General features: G+C 44.1%; 9 protein-coding genes. 6 read left to right on the top strand and 3 right to left on the bottom strand.

The features are described 5' to 3' along the window. Nucleotides 1–84 precede the first annotated feature (84 nt). The gene (locus AACS00_RS08620; RefSeq protein ID WP_072670968.1) at nt 85–1,266 is read left to right on the top strand and encodes an isochorismate synthase; all 1,182 of its coding nucleotides are present in this window, start codon (nt 85–87) and stop codon (nt 1,264–1,266) included. 9 nt (nt 1,267–1,275) lie between these two features. Next, nucleotides 1,276–2,901 carry a (2,3-dihydroxybenzoyl)adenylate synthase gene (locus AACS00_RS08615; protein ID WP_110167119.1) on the top strand — a complete coding sequence of 542 codons (1,626 nt, stop codon included), beginning with the start codon at nt 1,276–1,278 and terminating at the stop codon, nt 2,899–2,901. Between the two features lie 57 nt (nt 2,902–2,958). Here the strand turns inward: AACS00_RS08615 and AACS00_RS08610 are convergent, their stop codons facing one another. Next, on the bottom strand, nt 2,959–3,843 hold the full coding sequence (locus AACS00_RS08610; protein WP_110167118.1) for an isochorismatase: 885 nt from the start codon (nt 3,841–3,843) through the stop codon (nt 2,959–2,961). A 355-nt stretch (nt 3,844–4,198) separates the two neighbouring features. Here AACS00_RS08610 and fepB point away from each other — a divergent pair, with 355 nt between their 5' ends. Further along, nucleotides 4,199–5,221 carry a Fe2+-enterobactin ABC transporter substrate-binding protein gene (fepB, locus tag AACS00_RS08605; protein ID WP_110167117.1) on the top strand — a complete coding sequence of 341 codons (1,023 nt, stop codon included), beginning with the start codon at nt 4,199–4,201 and terminating at the stop codon, nt 5,219–5,221. 121 nt (nt 5,222–5,342) lie between these two features. On the opposite strand, the gene entS is transcribed toward fepB, so the two are convergent. Further along, entirely contained in the window at nt 5,343–6,626 is a 1,284-nt protein-coding gene (gene entS / locus AACS00_RS08600) for an enterobactin transporter EntS (RefSeq protein ID WP_004396937.1), read from the bottom strand. A gap of 122 nt (nt 6,627–6,748) precedes the next feature. Here entS and AACS00_RS08595 point away from each other — a divergent pair, with 122 nt between their 5' ends. The 3 genes from AACS00_RS08595 to AACS00_RS08585 are packed head-to-tail and all read left to right on the top strand — an operon-like array spanning nt 6,749 to nt 9,667. Then, nucleotides 6,749–7,819, top strand: coding sequence for an iron chelate uptake ABC transporter family permease subunit (locus AACS00_RS08595; protein WP_083545006.1), 1,071 nt, complete (start codon nt 6,749–6,751; stop codon nt 7,817–7,819). After that, nucleotides 7,819–8,856, top strand: coding sequence for an iron-enterobactin ABC transporter permease (fepG, locus tag AACS00_RS08590; protein WP_110167116.1), 1,038 nt, complete (start codon nt 7,819–7,821; stop codon nt 8,854–8,856). Before AACS00_RS08595 ends, fepG begins: the two co-directional genes overlap by 1 nt. 43 nt (nt 8,857–8,899) lie before the next feature. Next, nucleotides 8,900–9,667 (top strand): ABC transporter ATP-binding protein, encoded by a 768-nt coding sequence (locus tag AACS00_RS08585; RefSeq protein ID WP_258306847.1) that lies wholly within the window; start codon nt 8,900–8,902, stop codon nt 9,665–9,667. Nucleotides 9,668–9,701: 34 nt separating this feature from the next. On the opposite strand, the gene AACS00_RS08580 is transcribed toward AACS00_RS08585, so the two are convergent. Further along, nucleotides 9,702–18,170 carry an amino acid adenylation domain-containing protein gene (locus AACS00_RS08580; protein WP_110167114.1) on the bottom strand — a complete coding sequence of 2,823 codons (8,469 nt, stop codon included), beginning with the start codon at nt 18,168–18,170 and terminating at the stop codon, nt 9,702–9,704. Nucleotides 18,171–18,225: the final 55 nt, after the last annotated feature.

Here is an 18,225-nt window from a genome sequence, read left to right as displayed (position 1 = left end):
ATAATCGTTATCATGTATAATCTTACAACGTATTGCGTATGAAACAAATAGCAAATATTTGCCACCTTTGTGAATGAGGTCATTATGAAACGCGAAGTTGTCGGATTCTCCAGAATGGCTGAAGAACTGTTGAGCCAAGAACTAGAAACTGCCCCTTTTTTCTTTGCATCGCCACATAACTCAATGCTGGGTGTAGGTATTGAGCAACAACTCGATCAAGCTATTCCATTTTCTGAGCTAGCTGTTCGTGCTAACCAAATGCTCGGACAGGTGAAAAAATCAGAGAATGATAATCCTGTATTGTTTGCTATCGTACCGTTTGATGAAAAGACTCCAACTAAGTTTTTTATCCCTGAAAAACTGTATGTCTCCAGTAGTGCACGAGAACGTAAAAATGATAAGGTTGGCGCAAACAAGGCGACGGTCATTTCTCCCCCTACAGGCAATGACTATAAACAGGGGGTCTCAACCTTGTTAAACCTGTTTAATACTACCGATCTTTCTAAAGTCGTACTGTCTCGATCAGTGCGAATAGCCACCGATCAAATCATTGATCAAACCGCATTACTACGAAACTTACTTGCCATTAATTCTCTCGGTTATACTTTTGCTGTCGATATTGGAAGAGAAACTAAGCTGATGGGGGCAAGCCCAGAATTGCTATTAGCGAAAAAAGGTGGGCATGTGGTTTCCAATCCGCTCGCAGGCTCACGTCCAAAGTCAATCAATGAATCCGATAACCAGATATCTCACACTTCTTTACTCGACACTCAGAAAGACTTAAATGAACATAGCTTTGTCGTGGAAGAAGTTGAAAAAGTACTCAGCGGCTACTGCCGTAATCTCTTTACCCCCATGGTGCCATCTGTGATCGAAACGGAAACGATGCTCCATCTCTCAACGAGATTAGAAGGTCAAGCCATTGATCCAGAAATAAACTCACTTCAAATTGCGGCAGAACTTCATCCGACACCAGCGGTATGTGGCTTCCCAAGGCACTCGGCTTATCAAGCGATTAAACAGATTGAAAAGTTTGAACGTGGTTATTTCAGCGGGATGATTGGCTGGTGTGACGCGCGAGGCAATGGTGAGTGGGTTGTGACCATTCGTTGTGCTGAAGTTAGCCAACGAGAAATGTGCATTTTTGCTGGTGCTGGAATCGTCCATGAATCATCGCCACAAAGTGAACTTGAAGAAACAGGCGCAAAAATGAGTACCATTTTAAAAGCTGCAGGGATAAAGATTGACGAATTACTTACGGCATAAGGGCGTTCTATGATTTCTTCGACTTCAACACCATTAGACTTTACACCTTGGCCTACGGACTATGAGCAGTACTACCGTAAACAAGGATACTGGCAAGATCGTACACTATTTGATTGCTTATCGGTAACGACGGTCCAATCACCGGACGCTATCGCCTTAGTATGTCAGGATCAGCAATATACTTATCAACAGCTTCAAAATAATATTGCCCAACTCTCAAAAGGCTTTTCTGCTCTGGGCCTCAGTGCTGGTGATAACGTTGTATTACAGATGATCAATGAAGCTGAATTTTTCTTCTGTTTTTTTGCTCTCACCATGAAAGGGATCAAGCCCATTCTTGCATTACCTGCACATCGTCATAACGAGTTGAGCTATTTCTGCCAGCACGCTGAAGCAAAGGCTTATATTTTTTCTGATCAAATCGCAAATGTTGATACACAAAAACAAGCCCTATTATTGCTTGAAACTTGTCCATCACTAAAATTCGCTATTACATCAGGTAAAAGCACTTGTAGCGATATTCAATCGCTCGATACTCTTTACTTGGATGCTTGTTACCAACAAAACAGTAAAGCAGAAGATGTCGCTTTTTATCAGTTGTCTGGCGGAACAACTGGCACACCAAAATTGATACCGAGAACCCATAATGACTATGTCTATAGTGTGATAGGCAGCATCGAGATTTGTCAGTTTAACCCAAGTACCAAATACTTATGCGTACTACCTGTTGCGCATAATTTCCCACTGAGCTCGCCTGGCTCATTAGGGGTATTTTTTTCCGGCGGCTGCGTGATACTCAGTCAAGATTCATCGCCTAAAGCCGCATTTGACTTAATAGAACGCCACAAAGTGACGGTATCAGCGCTCGTTCCTCCTTTAGCCTTACTATGGATGCAATATGCACCTTCAGCTAACGAGGACATTTCTAGTTTAAAGCTAGTGCAAGTCGGTGGTGCTAAATTCAGTCAAAGTGCAGCACAACAGTTACCAGAAAAACTAGGTTGTCAATTACAGCAAGTATTCGGTATGGCAGAAGGCCTCGTCAATTACACGCGTTTGGATGACCCCATCGACGTTATTGTTTCAACGCAAGGGCGGCCTATTTCCCCCGATGACGAAATACTGGTGCTCAATGAAGACGGTAAACCGGTCCCCCCTGGTCAGGAAGGACAACTCCTGACCCGAGGTCCATATACCATTCGCGGTTACTACCGAGCAAAAGAACATAACCAACGCGCTTTCAATCATCAAGGGTTCTATTCTACTGGCGATTTAGTCAAGCTGACTCCAGAGGGTAATATCATTGTCACTGGACGCGATAAAGATCAGATCAACCGTGGTGGAGAAAAGATTGCAGCAGAAGAAGTCGAAAATCTATTATTACAGCATCCAGATGTACATGATGTGGCACTAATTGCCGTTCAAGACGAATTTCTAGGAGAACGCAGCTGTGCGATTATTGTTTTAAATCCAGAAAAAGCACTTAAACCAATCATACTCAAACGTTTTCTGCATGCCAAAGGGCTAGCTGAATACAAAATTCCTGATCAAATCCGATTTATGGATAAATTACCCAAAACACCTGTCGGTAAAATTAACAAAAAGCAACTGAGAGAACAATTCTCCACAAACTAAAGAAACACTAAAAAACCGATTTCAGATGAAATCGGTTTTTTTATAATAATGGTACGGTTAAGCTATTTCGTAATTCTTAGCTTTTTCAATCGTTTGCCACCATTCTCTCAATGTCACTTTCTTAATAATTTCAGAGAAGGCGATATTGGCACCTTGCTTTCGCCAACCTTCGAATAATCTCATGGCACGAATCGAGTCCAAACCAATCAGCATCAAATTTTCATCAACGTCTACATCTTCTATATCGAGATCTAACATTTCTGCGATATCTTTTTGCATCACTTCTAGACTGAGCGGTGCAACGAATTGAATGCTGTGATGAATTTCTTCAATCACGCGTTGCGTAGACTTCACACTACCAGCTCGGCCAGTAATGTACGCAAGCATCTGCTGGTGCTCTGCCAATGAAAAATCGGCTACGGCATCACCGACTACAAAAGGCTTAATATCTAGCATAAATGCATCAAGAGCCGTTGAAAGAATACCAATATGAGCGTAAACACCCACGATAATCAGTTGATCGCGACCCGTTTCATTCATCCACTCTAGCAATGGCGTTTTCTTAAAAGCGCTATAACGCCACTTAGTGTAAGTAATATCCTCTTCTTTCGGTGCGACATCTGAAATAATTTCTGTATCTTGGGTCAATCCTGTCCCCCAAAAATCTGTTAATAATGCACGCTCTTCTGGATCTTGATTCGCTGGCTGAGCCGTGTATACCACGGGAATATTAGCCAAACCGGCGGCTTGTTTTATTAACTGAATATTCTTTATCAACTCAGGGATAGGGGCCTCGGCCCTATCAAAGAAATTAATAAAGTAATTCTGCATATCATGCACCAATAGCACGGCTTTCTTGGCATCTAGCTGCCAGTTTACCTTGTTGGCTGGAAACGAATCACTTGAGGGTATGTGGTACGCTGCTATCTTAGGAATGGCCATTGTTACTATCCTTGTGGAGAAAAGTTGCTGACTGACTGGCGTTCAACATGCATAGGCATATGAACAAAGTCGTTCTAATTTGAGTTGCACCGCAAAGCAAATGCTAACAATTATCATTAACGAGATAATAGACAACCATTCCACTTAAATCAATTGATAATGATAGTGATTCGCAATACATTATCAACTATTCCCCCAAACAACCTGACGTGGCCGCGAGACGGTCAATCAGTACCGATGAACATTGATAACGATGTGACGAGAACGAACCTACCCAACAAGGGGAGAATATAACGGTGTTACTGTCAGGCCCTATTAAAGAAAACCCTACGCACAATAACCATTGGAGATCCTTATGCGTCGCTTATCATTTCTCATGCTCGGAATTATTGTTACCCTTGGCATAATAGGATGTAACGACAACACAGAAACCCATTTATCTCCCAGAGACCTAACCATTTCCCAAGGCTGGCCTAAAACGATTTCGAGTAGTTATGGTGAAGTTGTCCTTAGCGAACCACCAAAACGAATCGTTTCTACCAGCGTCTCGATAACAGGAACCTTGCTGGCTATTGATGCTCCACTGATTGCTTCAGGAGGTACTGGCCCCAACACTCTGGTAGCCGATGAAAATGGGTTCTTTCATCAGTGGAGCCAAGTTGCTTACAACCGTAGTATTAAATCTTTGTATCAAGGCGCGGCGAATGCAGAGGTGATCGCCAAAGAACAGCCCGATTTGATTATCGTTGCCGCAACAGGCGGAGACTCAGCGGTGAAACTCTACCAACAATTCTCAGTCATCGCTCCTACTCTTGTCGTCAATTATGATGATAAGAGTTGGCAAGAACTGGCACGATTATTAGCTTCTATCACCGACAGAGAACAACAAGCTGAAGCCGCGATCAGAAGGTTTGATGCCAAACTTACGGCATTAAGAGATAAAATATCACTACCACCTCAACCTGTCTCAGCGATGGTGTACTATGGCGATGATCGCGGCGGAAACTTCTGGACAGAAAGCTCAGCTCAAGGACAAATTCTAAACGCGTTAGGGTTTATCATAAGCCCGCTTCCAGATAGGCTTAAAAACAACCATCAAATGGGAAAACGTAAAGATATTGTTCCGGTCAACGGAGAACACTTTGCTGATGCCATTACTGGCCGCTCTATTTTGTTATTTTCCGCCGATGACACCGCTATCGAACGAGTAAAAAACAACAAATTCATCGCCTACTTACCCGTGATCAAACAAGGAAATATTTTTCCAATGGGCAATGATTCTTTCCGGCTCGACTACTATAGCTCGATGAATTTACTGACCACTCTAGAATCTACATTTACTCCCAGCGACTTAGAGATGCCAGTAGGCGGTAAGTGAGTTTATCGCCAATCACATAGACAGACGATGCGATTGACGTAAACGAACGCAGCCAACACCACTGCACCTCCAAGCAAAAAGAGGGCATGCTCTGATATCGCCTCACATAAGGCGGTATCCGTTAGCTTGATGCCACTTGTGAGCAATCCGTTAATTTTTCTGGAGGCGCTAAGGCAGGATCAAATAATGTTGCTTGGCGTAGCGAACGAAATGCAATCACCATCAATATACCCATTCCAGTCGCCCCTAATCCAAAACTCAAAATTGACATCGCTGGAGCCATAACTTTACCCAATGCACCTAGTCCTAACGCACCGACAGAGTCACCACTGACATTTTGTGCCGTCCATAAACTACTGACCCGTCCCAACAAGTGATCAGGCGTATGGCCCTGTACTATTGAATATTGGATCAAAGACGCCACAGAACCTAAATAGCCATAGACCACCAACACCGCGAGAAACAACCAGAAGTTGCCCGCTAATCCCATCAAGACTATCGATAAAAAGGTACCCATTGTCGAATAAACCATGACCATGCCTGGCTTAGGTGACATTTTCACCCATCCAGAAGTTAACGCCCCTATCATTGCACCGAGGGGAATGGCTGAATACATTAAACCGACATTCGTCGCATTACCGGTAAACGTCTCTAAAGCCAAAACTGGAAACATGACTCTAACCGCCGTTGCTAACGTTTCTAACGTACCAAACACCACAACACAGCCAACAACTTTGTTGGAAAATAAAAACCTCACCCCCTCATACAACGAAAGTAATGGATTCTCCGGTGTCTGATGAGTCGCTTTCATTTTAGGCAATTTAAACAAAGGGATTAGGGTACCTAATGTGCCAATAGAGGCGGCTAAGTAGTTCCAACTCACATCACCAAACGAAATGATAAGCCCCCCGATCGCGGGAGAAAGAACCATCCCAATTCGCACAGTTAACATACTCAAAGCCGCTGCGGCGGGTAGGTTTTCTCGACCGACAATCACCGGTAGAGAAGCCATCAAAGCCGTCATACCCATCGCACCAAAAAAACCATCCCACACAGAAAGTATATAAAGCGCAGCCAATGATGAATTAGCCAATAAACTGTTCAGTGCTAATGCACCAAAACCGATTCCGCAGGTCGCGCGGGCAATCAAAATCAATTTTCTTCGGTCGTATTTATCGGCCAGTACACCACCAATGAGTAGTCCGACAAACATACCTATACCATCTAAGGCCATAATTAGACCGACTTGCAGGGTTGACCCCGTCATTTGATGGATCTGGATTGGAACAGCAACGGTCATCATTCCTAAAGCAAGAACTGACATCATTCGAGCAATGAATACCATTCTAAAATGGGGGTTTTCTTTGAGCAGGCTAAAATCTAATAGTAATTGGGAGGTTTTCATATTTTTACGTCGAAAGTTGAGGAAACAAAAAGTAGCTCTGAGCTATAAAAGCTTAAAACTTGAACATTCTAACCACTAGAATATAATAACGCCAATGATAATAATTATTATTGGTATTTGTAGTGAGTGTGTTTCCACAATTGAGTGCGAACCAACAGGTTCTCAAAACATCCGTACTGAGTACTCTGTTTTCTAACCGACTATCGAGTCAATTGAGTAAGTTCATTTCTCTTACCGTTGCCCTGTTTATTGTCTGTATAGCGAGTTTATTTATTGGGGCAAAAAGCATCCCACCCAGTGTTGTCATTGATGTATTGCTATCCCAAACCATCTCTACTGACAGCCTTATTATTATAGAAAGCCGCCTACCTAGAACATTGACCGGCTTATTCGTCGGATCGGCTTTGGCTGTCGCTGGCTGCTTGATTCAATCCATCACCCGCAATCCTCTTGCTGACCCTGGGATTCTTGGGGTCAACTCAGGGGCAAGTTTCTTTGTCTTAGTTGGCGTGGTCGTATTAGGCAATCAAAGTATGTCAGAACATCTTTGGTTAGCGTTCTTAGGGGCAATGATCACGAGTATTTTTGTGTATTTAATCGGAACATACAAAGAAGCCAAAGTTAACCCTCTTAAGATGACGTTAGCCGGGGTGGCTATCGGGGCTCTGCTTGCGGGCGTGTCTTCTTCAATCACTTTGGTCAATCCCATCGCGTTCGACGAAATGCGCTTTTGGGACGCGGGCTCATTAGATATCCGAGATCTTTCACTCGTCTCAATGGCTATTTTGCCTATCCTAGTTGGCATTATCGCAGCGATAATCATCGCCCCAGCTTTAGATAATATTTCTCTCGGTGAAGACATTGCACAAACATTAGGAACAAACGTCAAGTTCGTACAACTTACCGCGTTATTTGCTATTGCGTTACTGTGTGGGAGCTCGACAGCGATCGCAGGCCCGATCGGCTTTATTGGCCTCATGATCCCGCATATCGCTCGTCGTTTGTCAGGCCCCCATCAGTTATGGTTGACCCTATATTCGATCGTACTCGGACCTTTGCTGATCATCAGTGCCGATATTATTGGCAGAATTATTGCCCCCAATGAAATTCGTGTTTCTATTATGACCGCTTTTGTAGGTGCCCCTGTTTTGATTTATTTGGCTCGTAAAGTCACCACTTTTGGTAAACAATAATGCAACCATCCAATACTATTTTGCTAGGTAGCCAAAATGGCTGGCTGAATATCCTTATCTCAAAACGCTCGCTCAAATGGTCTTTAGTTTTATTCTGCTTCACCATCATCGTCGCAGCTCTTGCGCTCTCAACTGGGCAGTTACAGACCTCCTTTACTGAGCTGTCACAAGTGCTTCTTGGCAAAGGGGAAAAGTTTCTTACTGCCGTCATCCTTGAATGGCGACTACCGCGTCTCACTTCCGGACTCATCTTTGGTGCCGCTCTAGGAGTGAGTGGCGCTTTGTTTCAATCCTTAATCCGTAATCCATTAGGCAGCCCAGATATTATTGGATTCAATACTGGTGCTTATACTGGTGCACTTGTTGTCATCATTCTGATTGGAGGCAGTTATTTCCAGATAGCTTTAGGTGCGATTATCGGCGGTATTGTCTGCTCAGGTGTGGTTTATTTACTGGCTTTTAAGCACGGTATCGAAGGTTTTCGTCTTATCATCATCGGTATTGGTATCAGTGCAATGTTAAGCGCTTTGAATACTTGGATGATGGTTTCAAGCAGCCTAGAAACTGCGATGACCGCCGCCCTGTGGGGAGCGGGCTCTCTTAACGGGTTGAGTTGGAAGCAAATTATCCCTTCATTATCATTTATATTAGTGGCTTTGGTAGCAGCAGCCATGCTGACACGAAAAATGAACATTCTAGAAATGGGCGATGACAGTGCAAAGATTCGGGGGATCAGTAGCGAAAAAACACGCCAACTCGCCCTATTATTCGGGGTCATTTTAACTGCAGCAGTAACCGCCACGACTGGCCCTATCTCTTTCATTTCTCTTGTTGCGCCACAATTGGTGAAAAAGTTGATGAAGGAAGGGGGAGTCGCCCTCATTCCGTCTGCATTAATGGGGGCAATGCTGCTTACTTTATCAGACTTTATCGCTGCTAATTTATTTGCCCCTAATCAATTGCCTGTCGGAGTTGTCACCATCAGTATTGGTGGTTGCTATCTGATATATCTTTTAATTCAACAATCCGGAAGCTGATATTTTGGTAAATACACTACAATCCACATTTGAAGAGAGCCGCTTGCAAGCCAAAAATATCACGCTCGCTTATCAAGATACTCAGATCACTCATGGACTATCGCTTGACATACCAGATAAGCAATTTACCGTTATCCTTGGACCCAATGGCTGTGGAAAATCGACTTTACTGCGCGGGCTAAGTAAACTGCTCTCCCCCAGTGAAGGAAAAATTTGCTTTGATGGTAAGAACCTCGAACGATATCCACGAAAGGAATTAGCTAAAATACTCAGTTTACTCCCTCAATCTGCCATCGCACCAACAGGTATCACTGTGCATGAACTGGTCGCAAGAGGACGCTTTCCCCATCAATCTTTTCTACGTCGCTGGACATTAGAAGATGAAAAAGCCGTCAAGGATGCCATTCAAGCGACCAATATAGAGGGATTACTGCAGCAAACGGTTGACTCTTTGTCCGGCGGACAACGTCAACGAGTATGGGTAGCGATGGCTTTAGTACAGCAAACGCCCTACTTGTTATTGGATGAACCGACAACATACCTAGATATCGCCCATCAAATTGAGTTACTCAACCTGTTTAGAAAGCTAAATCGAGAAGAGAATCGCACCGTCGTTGCCGTACTGCATGACCTGAATCATTCTTGTCGCTACGCAGACCACTTGATTGTGATGAAGTCAGGCGCGATTATCGCCCAAGGCAGTCCAAAAGAAATCATTAGTGAAGCATTGATCCACCACGTCTATGGGTTACACAGTATTATTATTGATGACCCTCTAAGCCATACTCCCTTGATCATACCCAAGTCTTGATAACGAACAAAAACCGGCGTATGCCGGTTTTTCCTTATGCTTTGAGCGTCTTTTTCTCAGATAACAGTTGGTTAAGTTGCTCACCGATTTTTCCAACATGTTCGGATGTAATAATGTCTTCATGAGAGCAATCAAAATAATACTTTTCTAGCCCTGTTATGAATGGCTGCCAGTGCTGATCAATATCATAGCCTTGGGGTAGCGTTCTTTGAGCGACAAATAACTCCACTCTCCCCTGATACTTTAACGATTGAGCCCCAGACAGCAACCGAACCGCATCCTCATAGTTGGCGGTGATGTCCTCAAACATCTTGGCTCTTTGCTGATCAAGTTCATCATCTGTTACATCATTGGTGGTAAGAAATCGCTCTTTCTCTCGTTGGATTTCATCCTGCACCTCTTCATTCATTGGCCCTTCCCAATCCTGCCCTTCGGGTGGATAAGTATCGAAAAGACAAAGAAAGGCCACCTCTTCACCTTGCTGCTGAAGCTGAGCAGCTAAGCTATGTGCCACATTGCCGCCAAATGAATAGCCCAATAGATGATAGGGGCCATGAGGCTGTATCGCCTTTAGGGCTTTCAGGTACATATCACAAGCTTCTTGCATATCGGCTCCCACCGCCATGGCCCCAGATGGGCGTGGAGATTGGAGACCAATAATAGGATAATGTCCTTGTAAATACTTCGGTAATCCTGTGTATTGCCAAGCAAAACCCGATGCTGAGTTGATGCAAAATAAAGCAGGCCCATGACCGGCACGGATAGGAAGTACGTCTCCAAACCCGGCTAAGGTTGGATCATTACGGGCCTTATCATCAAGCAGTAATAACGCCAGCTTTTCCACCGTAGAATTGACCATGATTTGACCGACAGTAACTGGGACATTTAAGACTCGTCGAATATCTGCTGCTAGCTTCATAGCCATTAAAGAGTGACCGCCTAACGAGAAAAAATCATCTTCAGCAGACAGCGAGTCAATGCCTAACACATCAGCAAAAATACCTACTAGTTGGGTTTCTAAGCCAGGACGCGCTTTACGGCCTTCCCCTATCAGTATATCGCTAGGTAAAGGCAGCGCCTTACGATCTAACTTACCATTAGCGCTGAGAGGAAATGTCTCCATAATAATGATTGCGATGGGCACCATATGAGCAGGAAGGTAATCGGCCAAAGCAGCTTTAAGCGCTTCACCCTCGATATGGACATCTTCATTGAGAATCACGTAACCAACCAATTGACGCTCATCGGCTCCTGCCATACTTTTTTCTAAGCCGAAGACTTTGGCACAAACCAAGGCTTGCTTAACACTTGGCAAAGACTGAAGGGCGACTTCGATCTCACCGAGTTCAATTCGCTGACCTCGAATTTTTAGCTGCTCATCACTTCTTCCCAAATATTCTATTTTCCCTGACGGTAACCAACGGACGATATCTCCCGTCCGATACATGCGCTCTCCATGAGTAAACGGATTGGCTATAAATCTATCGGCGGTAAGGGAATGTCGATTAAGATAACCAATCGCCAGTTGTTCTCCAGCAAGATACAACTCACCAGGAACACCGAGAGGTGTTTCTCGCAGAAAGCTATCTAAGACATACAACTGCGTATTCCAAACCGGCAAGCCAATCGGTACGCTATTGCCAAAACTCTCGTCCAGTGATTCACCAAACGCTGGACAATAGGTCACATCAACAGCGGCTTCCGTCGGGCCGTACAGATTATGTAACGGTGCGTTAATCCACTTGGCATAGGCCGTCGATAAATCCTTAGATAACGCCTCACCCGAACAAAATACGCGCTGTAAACTTGGGGCGACGTTGCGCTCTTTATCCGAGTTCGCCGCTATCGACGCGATAAACGCAGCAAGCATTGAAGGCACAAAGTGCATCGTCGTGACTTGATAATCTTCAATAATCGACATAAGCCATTCTGGATCTTTATGCGATTCTGGTGGAGCCATAACTAAGGTTGCCCCCTGAATTAATGGCCAGAAGAATTCCCATACGGACACATCGAAGCTACAAGGTGTTTTCTGTAGTACAACGTCTTTGTGATTAAGTTGATATTCGTGCTGCATCCATTGCAAACGGTTAATAATCGCTTGATGAGAAACCAGCACTCCTTTTGGATTACCTGTAGAACCTGAGGTATAAATAATGTACGCGCCATGTTCTGGGCGTAATGCTTGCTGTCTCGTTACATCGCTATAGGGTGTGGCTTGTGGTAGTTCATCTAAAATAAAAAGCTCACCAAGATCGCTAAAACGCTCGCTATAATCAGAGGTGGTGATGATCAGTTTCGGCTTAGCATCGCTGATCATATAAGCCAATCTATCATCGGGATAACTGACATCTAACGGAAGATAAGCGGCCCCAGATTCGATTATACTGTTAAGAGCAAGACTGAGCTTAACGCTTCTTGGTAGCGCAACGGCAACGATATCACCGATATTAATACCCTGATTAACCAATAAGTTAGTGATCGCAATGACGTGTTCACGCATCTCTCGATAGCTGAAACTATATTCATTATCGACCAAGGCAACATGATCCGGTGTTCGCTTTGCCTGCTCGGCCATGAGTATGCCTAATGTACTATGACAAACTTCAGTTTCCGTCTGGTTAATACGCTGCTGAAGGACGGTTTCTTCCTCTAACCGTAAATCCAATTGTGACAAGGGAATATCGGGCTCATCAATAATGGTTTGCAGTACTCTCTCAAAACGTTGCATGACTTGCTGTGCAATACCAATAGTGTCACGATACTCAAATAGAATACGGATTTGCTCACTAGGGAGAACCAGGATAGTCAATGGGTAGTGGGTATAGCCTCGGTTGTGAATGTGGGTAAGTTTCGCTCCCTGATAATCTCGTTGGTACCAATCAGAATGATCAGGGTAATTTTCCACCACTAATAAGGTATCAAATAATGTTTCGCCCCCCGCCAACTGCTGAATTTCACTCAAACCCAGTTCATCATGCTCAAGAAGCTGAATTTGCGTGTTCTGATGAGCTTGTAATTGTTGCAACAAGCTCTGTTTAGGATTCAGTTTCATACGCACGGGAATTGTATTGCTGAACAAACCAATGTGCTCATCAATGCCCTTTATATGCCCAAATCGACCAGAGATTGGCGTACCAAATACGATATCTTCTCGACCTGTCATGCTCCCCAAAATACATGACCAAATCCCTTGTACCAATGAATTGAACGTCAAACCATAACGACTTAAGCATTGGGTTAATTGCTGGGTTTGCTCTGCGCCAATGATCAATTCCCCCTCTTTTACACTATCCTCAACGGGGACATCTTCGAAGGCGATCGTTGGTGTCACGTCCTTCAGTACCTGTTGCCAAAGTGCTTGAGCGGGGGCTTTATCCCGCAGTTTAAGTTGATTGACGACATCTGCATATTGAGAGGATATCTGTGGCAGACTTTGATTGTCTTGGCCATAGGCGGCAAGGAAATCAGCCAATAAAATAGGGGTTGACCAACCATCAACAACGAGATGATGAGCAGAAATAAATAAAGCGCTGTGATCGTCACCATGATGGATTAACGTCGCACCCAGTAATGATTCATTAGGGTTATTGAGATCAAATTGACGAACGAGTTCTTTCTTTTCCACTTGCTCAAGATACGCCTGTTGATATTGACGACTCTCTTTACGAATATCGACACACTTCAATGGCCAAGAAGCCATCGCTTGAGGAAGCAATTGAACGGTTCTTCCTAAAATCGAACTGTCGAATTTAGCCAGTAATTGCCGATGACGCATGATCACGGCATTCAGCGCTTGCTGAACTCGCTGCGGTACTATTGTACCGTTGAAGCTTAATCGGGTCGTTGAGTTGTAGTTACTTTTCTCATCTCCCAGTTGTGATTGAAACAATAAGCCCTCTTGCAGCGGTAAAGCGGGAAGAATATCGCTAAATGGGCCAAAACGATGGACTAATCTTTCTGCATCGTTGAGTGAGACATCATCTTCAGTAAATTCAGCTGGAACCCGAAGGATCGCTTGTGGCTCTTGTTGCGCACTAAACCAATCCAGAATCGCTTCAAGTTGCTGAGTGATATGGTCGCCAATAACGCGAAGCTCATCATGACTGAATTGCGCTTCATCCCAAGTCCAATTAAGAGCAAATTTGGTCTCTTGGTCACTCTCATCGACAAAAACATTCAGTTCTAACGGATGTAACAGAGCGTTATCGCTATTTAAAGAGACCGCTAACGTATCGGCAAACTTACCCTGCCGACGAATGGGAGTCCAGTTACCCTGTTCCTGCTCAAAACGTCCTAAGTAATTAAACAATAACGATGCTTGATGACGCTTAGATAATTCTGCAAGCTCATCACGATATACGTTATCTAAATATCTCAAAGACATATAACCTAAGCCTTTATCCTTGATGCGCCGCTTAGATTGTTTTACCTGTTTAAGTAACTCGACAAGGTCGCCGTCTTTAGGTAGAACAACGACGATTGGAAATTCAGTAGTAAACCAGCCTATGGTTTGCGTAAGGTTCAGTGCAGCGTCAAACTCTTCACGACCATGAGATTCTAAATTCAGCTTAATCGCTTCTTTTTGATAACACTTACCTAGTGCAGATGTCACCGCTGCCATCAATATCTCATCAATGTCGAGCACTCGGGATTCTTGGCAATAGCGAATAACATTTTGTGTTAGCTCTGTCGGTAACAATGCCCGATGATGAATAATACGGCCCTTTGCCGTTGACGGTTTTAACGGCTCAATAAAGCAAGACTCCTGCTCAATCCAACCTTTTGCTTGCTTCATCAACTGTGGTAAGTGTTGGTAGAGCGCTTGCGACCAAGTATTCAGTCCAGTAACCTCAAAGTTAAGATCAGGCTTGGTTCCATTGACTTGCGCGCGAACCAACATTTTTAACTGCGGCAATAAAATTCGCCAAGAGACCCCATCAATGATCAAGTGATGGGCAAGGATCATTAATCCACTTCGCCCTGCTCTATCAACAACATGGATCAGTTGGAGCATATTCCTGTTCGGCGCTAACCTTTGACCAAATTGTTCAAACATTTCATCAAGATCAACGTATTCCAGATCTTCAACTCGACTCGTTGTCAACCAAGAATCGGTATTTACCTTCTCCACTGGCTCAATACGGTAACCTTGATTTCGTTTCATCAAGCGGCAGGCAGAATAATTAGCGACCAATTGCTTTAATCCAGCTTGAAGATGGACTAGCATCACATCGGGTTCGATCTCGACAAACACACCTTGAACATAACTCGTGTTTTCAGCAAAGGTTTCTTCAAACCAGCGCCACATTGGTAGAGGCCGAATTTCCCCATCCTGATTGAGTGTGCCTTGACGAGCAATACTAAGCGGTTTCATCAACGTTGCCATCACGCCTAACTGACGTGCCGCAAATACTTCTTTAGGGCGGAGCTCATAACCCACTTTCCGTAATAATGTGCCAAGGCCCATCGCAGAAATACTATCTCCTCCGAGAGCAAAGAAATCGTCCGACGTTCCAACCTTTGCTATTCCAAGTAGTTCAGCAATCGCATCGCATAAGACTTGCTCTTCTTGGGTAGTCGGAGCCACGCTCCCATGGCTAGACAGAATCACAGGTTTAGGTAGTGACTTTCGGTCAATTTTACCGTTCACATTAAGAGGAAATTTATCGATGATCACTAAAGCGGCAGGCACCATGTATTCTGGCGCAGAGGAGGAAATATGGGCCAATAAGAGAGATTCATTTAACTCAGACCGATCCGGATTGACCAATGTACAGTACGCGATCAGTCGGTGAGACTCTCCATAACGCTCTGCCACCACCACGCTTGTTTCAACGCCATCAATAGCACTAATTATGCTTTCCACGTCAGCAAGCTCGATACGGAAACCACGAATTTTGACCTGATCGTCACTACGGCCAACAAAGTCCAACTGACCATTATCACGCCATTTCACTAAATCACCGGTTCTATACATGATTTGACCATGTGCAAAGGGATTAGCGATGAACCGCTCTGCTGTCATTCCAGCTTGATTTAAATACCCTTTTGCCAAACCGGCCCCAGCAAGATACAACTCACCAACCACACCAACAGCAACCGCATTTAATTGCTTGTCTAACACATAAGCTTGAGCGTTGAGTATTGGGCGACCAATAACGGGGGTGTCATCGACGTTGAGTGATGCACTCACGGCATCAACGGTAAACTCGGTGGGGCCGTAGAAGTTTTCCACCAACAATTGCGGATAAGCTTTCACTCTCGACCAGAGTTTCTCTGGCACAGCTTCACTCCCGATTAACACTAGTGAAGGGACATGCTCAGCTTCCATCAATTGGTTATCAAGCATTTGACCCAATAATAGAGGGGGAAGATCTAATGCATCAATATGATCTTTTTTGACTTTTTCAGTTAATTCATAGGCATCTTTGCGTTGTTCATCATCGTACAGGTACAGTGAATGACCACAGAGCATCCAGAGCACTTGCTCCCAAGACGCATCAAATGAGAATGATGTCGTATGCGCAGCTCTCACTTGCACATCGTTCTCAGCACATTGATATTTCTCAGCAAGACATCGAATGGTACGAGCAAAAATGGAATGCTGATGTGAATGTAATAAATTGAGCAACGCACCATGAGTGTTCATTACCCCTTTCGGTTTACCCGTCGAGCCAGAGGTAAATACAATATAAGCGATATCTGAAGGATCAATATCAACCTTGATACGCTCAGTAACAGCTAGGCTGCCTAAATCAGTCAAAGAGATACAACGGGTAAGGTGATTCCACGGCAAGAGCTCAGGGTTTTCCACCATCACTCCCCATGGTTGGGCTTGTTCTAAAATGGTTTCGATACGTTCCTGAGGATACGCTAAATCAATAGGAAGGTAGACTGCCCCTATTCGTAGGATAGCCAACATAGTGATAATCGTGTCAGCACTACGAGGAATGGCGACACCAATGATATCACCTTTGCGAGCGCCCAATCCCTTAATCTGCTGGGCTTTATTTTCAACAGCTCTGTCTAGCTGAATAAAGCTCCAACTCTGTTGAGCAAATTTTAGCGCCTCGACATTAGGTTTCAATTTAACCTGCTGATCAAATACGGCTAACACTGTCTGAACTTGAGGTTTTTCATTCAGCGTCTTTCCTGCAGACCATCGAGCAATATTCGTTCGTTCATCCGTCGGAATAATATCCAGTGTATGCAAAGCGGTATCTGGATTACGGGCTATCTGTTCGACCATATAAGCGAAACGATGCGCATGCAAGGCCAGTGACTGTTGAGAGTACTTCGCAGCATTCCCGGTCAACGTTAAGCCCAGTTGGTTATTATTTAGCTGGGGAGAAAACTCAATATCATCAATAGGGCCGGCTGAAAGGATGTGCGTCCGGCCTTTTATTCCTGCCAAATGTATGTCTTCTTCAAAAGGTTTATAATTAAGAATTGGTCCATACAAAACTTGCCCAACTTTGCCTAAATCTCGTTGAATTTGTTCGGCATCGTACATTTGATAACAACGAGCTTGGCGGATAACTTTATTCATCGACCTAGCAACATCAAACAGTGACATTGTAGGATCGACGTTTACTGTCAACGGTAGAATATTGACGACGGCCCCTGATGAGCTCGCAGCGCAGCTACCCATTCGACGCATAAATGGGAAGCCCACACCAATATTTTGCTCTCCAGAAACTAGGTGTAGGTAAGCAAATACCAATGCCATCGCCAGCTCTGAAGGCAGAATTTTATGACCTCCGCGATTAAGCCAATCGCCACCCTCTAATTCAATGTTGAATTTCTCAACGATATTCGCCGAGCTTTGTCTACCTCCGGTCACTAAACTGAGAGCTTCCGGTAATTGACGTGCCTGTTGTTGCCAAAAATGACGAGCCGCTTGATATTGTTCAGATTGATGAAAGTGCTGATGCTCATCGATAACCGCTTTGAAAGGAGTAAATGGAGTTGGCCCAGCGGTCCCCGCAACTAACCGATTATACTCGCTAACAATATAATCAGTGATGGCGTTAATGCTAAATCCATCAACATCAATATGATGATAACGTTGATACCATAGCCACTTGGTTTTGCTGTTATCACCCACATGAATTAAGCAATGTCGATACCTTGGTTTTGCCTCTTGTAAATTAATCGGAGTAGCGAGATCCTCTTTCATCCATTCAAGAGCCGATTCATCAACAGAAGCCGCTTGCGAGAAATCCATGATCTCCAAAACGTTTTGAGCTTGCTTAGGCTCGATAATCCCCTGCTTAATTTCCCCATCCATCTCGAAATAGTAAAAATGCAGTGAATCAGCGGCAAAAATACCGCTATTAACAGCTTGGCTAAAGCATTCTAAATCAATCTCTCCATCAAGCTCGATGTAATGGGCGACGTTAAATTCTTCGGGTCTTAACATCAGTTGCTGCCCAAACCAAATACCCTGCTGAGTACCAATAAGAGGATACTGTTCTTCTGGTACTTGATGTTCTTTCATTCATCCATTCCTTAAAATGATAATCACTTGTCTTTTTTTAGTTATTTTTTACTGT

Source organism: Vibrio sp. 11986-1-5, assembly GCF_963878025.1.
GTDB lineage: Bacteria > Pseudomonadota > Gammaproteobacteria > Enterobacterales > Vibrionaceae > Vibrio > Vibrio injensis.
Note: the sequence above shows the minus strand (reverse complement) of the source record. Positions and strands in the feature narration are given on the sequence as shown.

Bases quoted from the DNA above. Each gene is read 5' to 3' on its own strand.
- AACS00_RS08620 (WP_072670968.1), top strand. From the start codon at position 85: ATGAAACGCGAAGTTGTCGGATTCTCCAGAATGGCTGAAGAACTGTTG.
- AACS00_RS08615 (WP_110167119.1), top strand. From the start codon at position 1,276: ATGATTTCTTCGACTTCAACACCATTAGACTTTACACCTTGGCCTACG.
- AACS00_RS08610 (WP_110167118.1), bottom strand. From the start codon at position 3,843: ATGGCCATTCCTAAGATAGCAGCGTACCACATACCCTCAAGTGATTCG.
- fepB (WP_110167117.1), top strand. From the start codon at position 4,199: ATGCGTCGCTTATCATTTCTCATGCTCGGAATTATTGTTACCCTTGGC.
- entS (WP_004396937.1), bottom strand. From the start codon at position 6,626: ATGAAAACCTCCCAATTACTATTAGATTTTAGCCTGCTCAAAGAAAAC.
- fepG (WP_110167116.1), top strand. From the start codon at position 7,819: ATGCAACCATCCAATACTATTTTGCTAGGTAGCCAAAATGGCTGGCTG.
- AACS00_RS08580 (WP_110167114.1), bottom strand. From the start codon at position 18,170: ATGAAAGAACATCAAGTACCAGAAGAACAGTATCCTCTTATTGGTACT.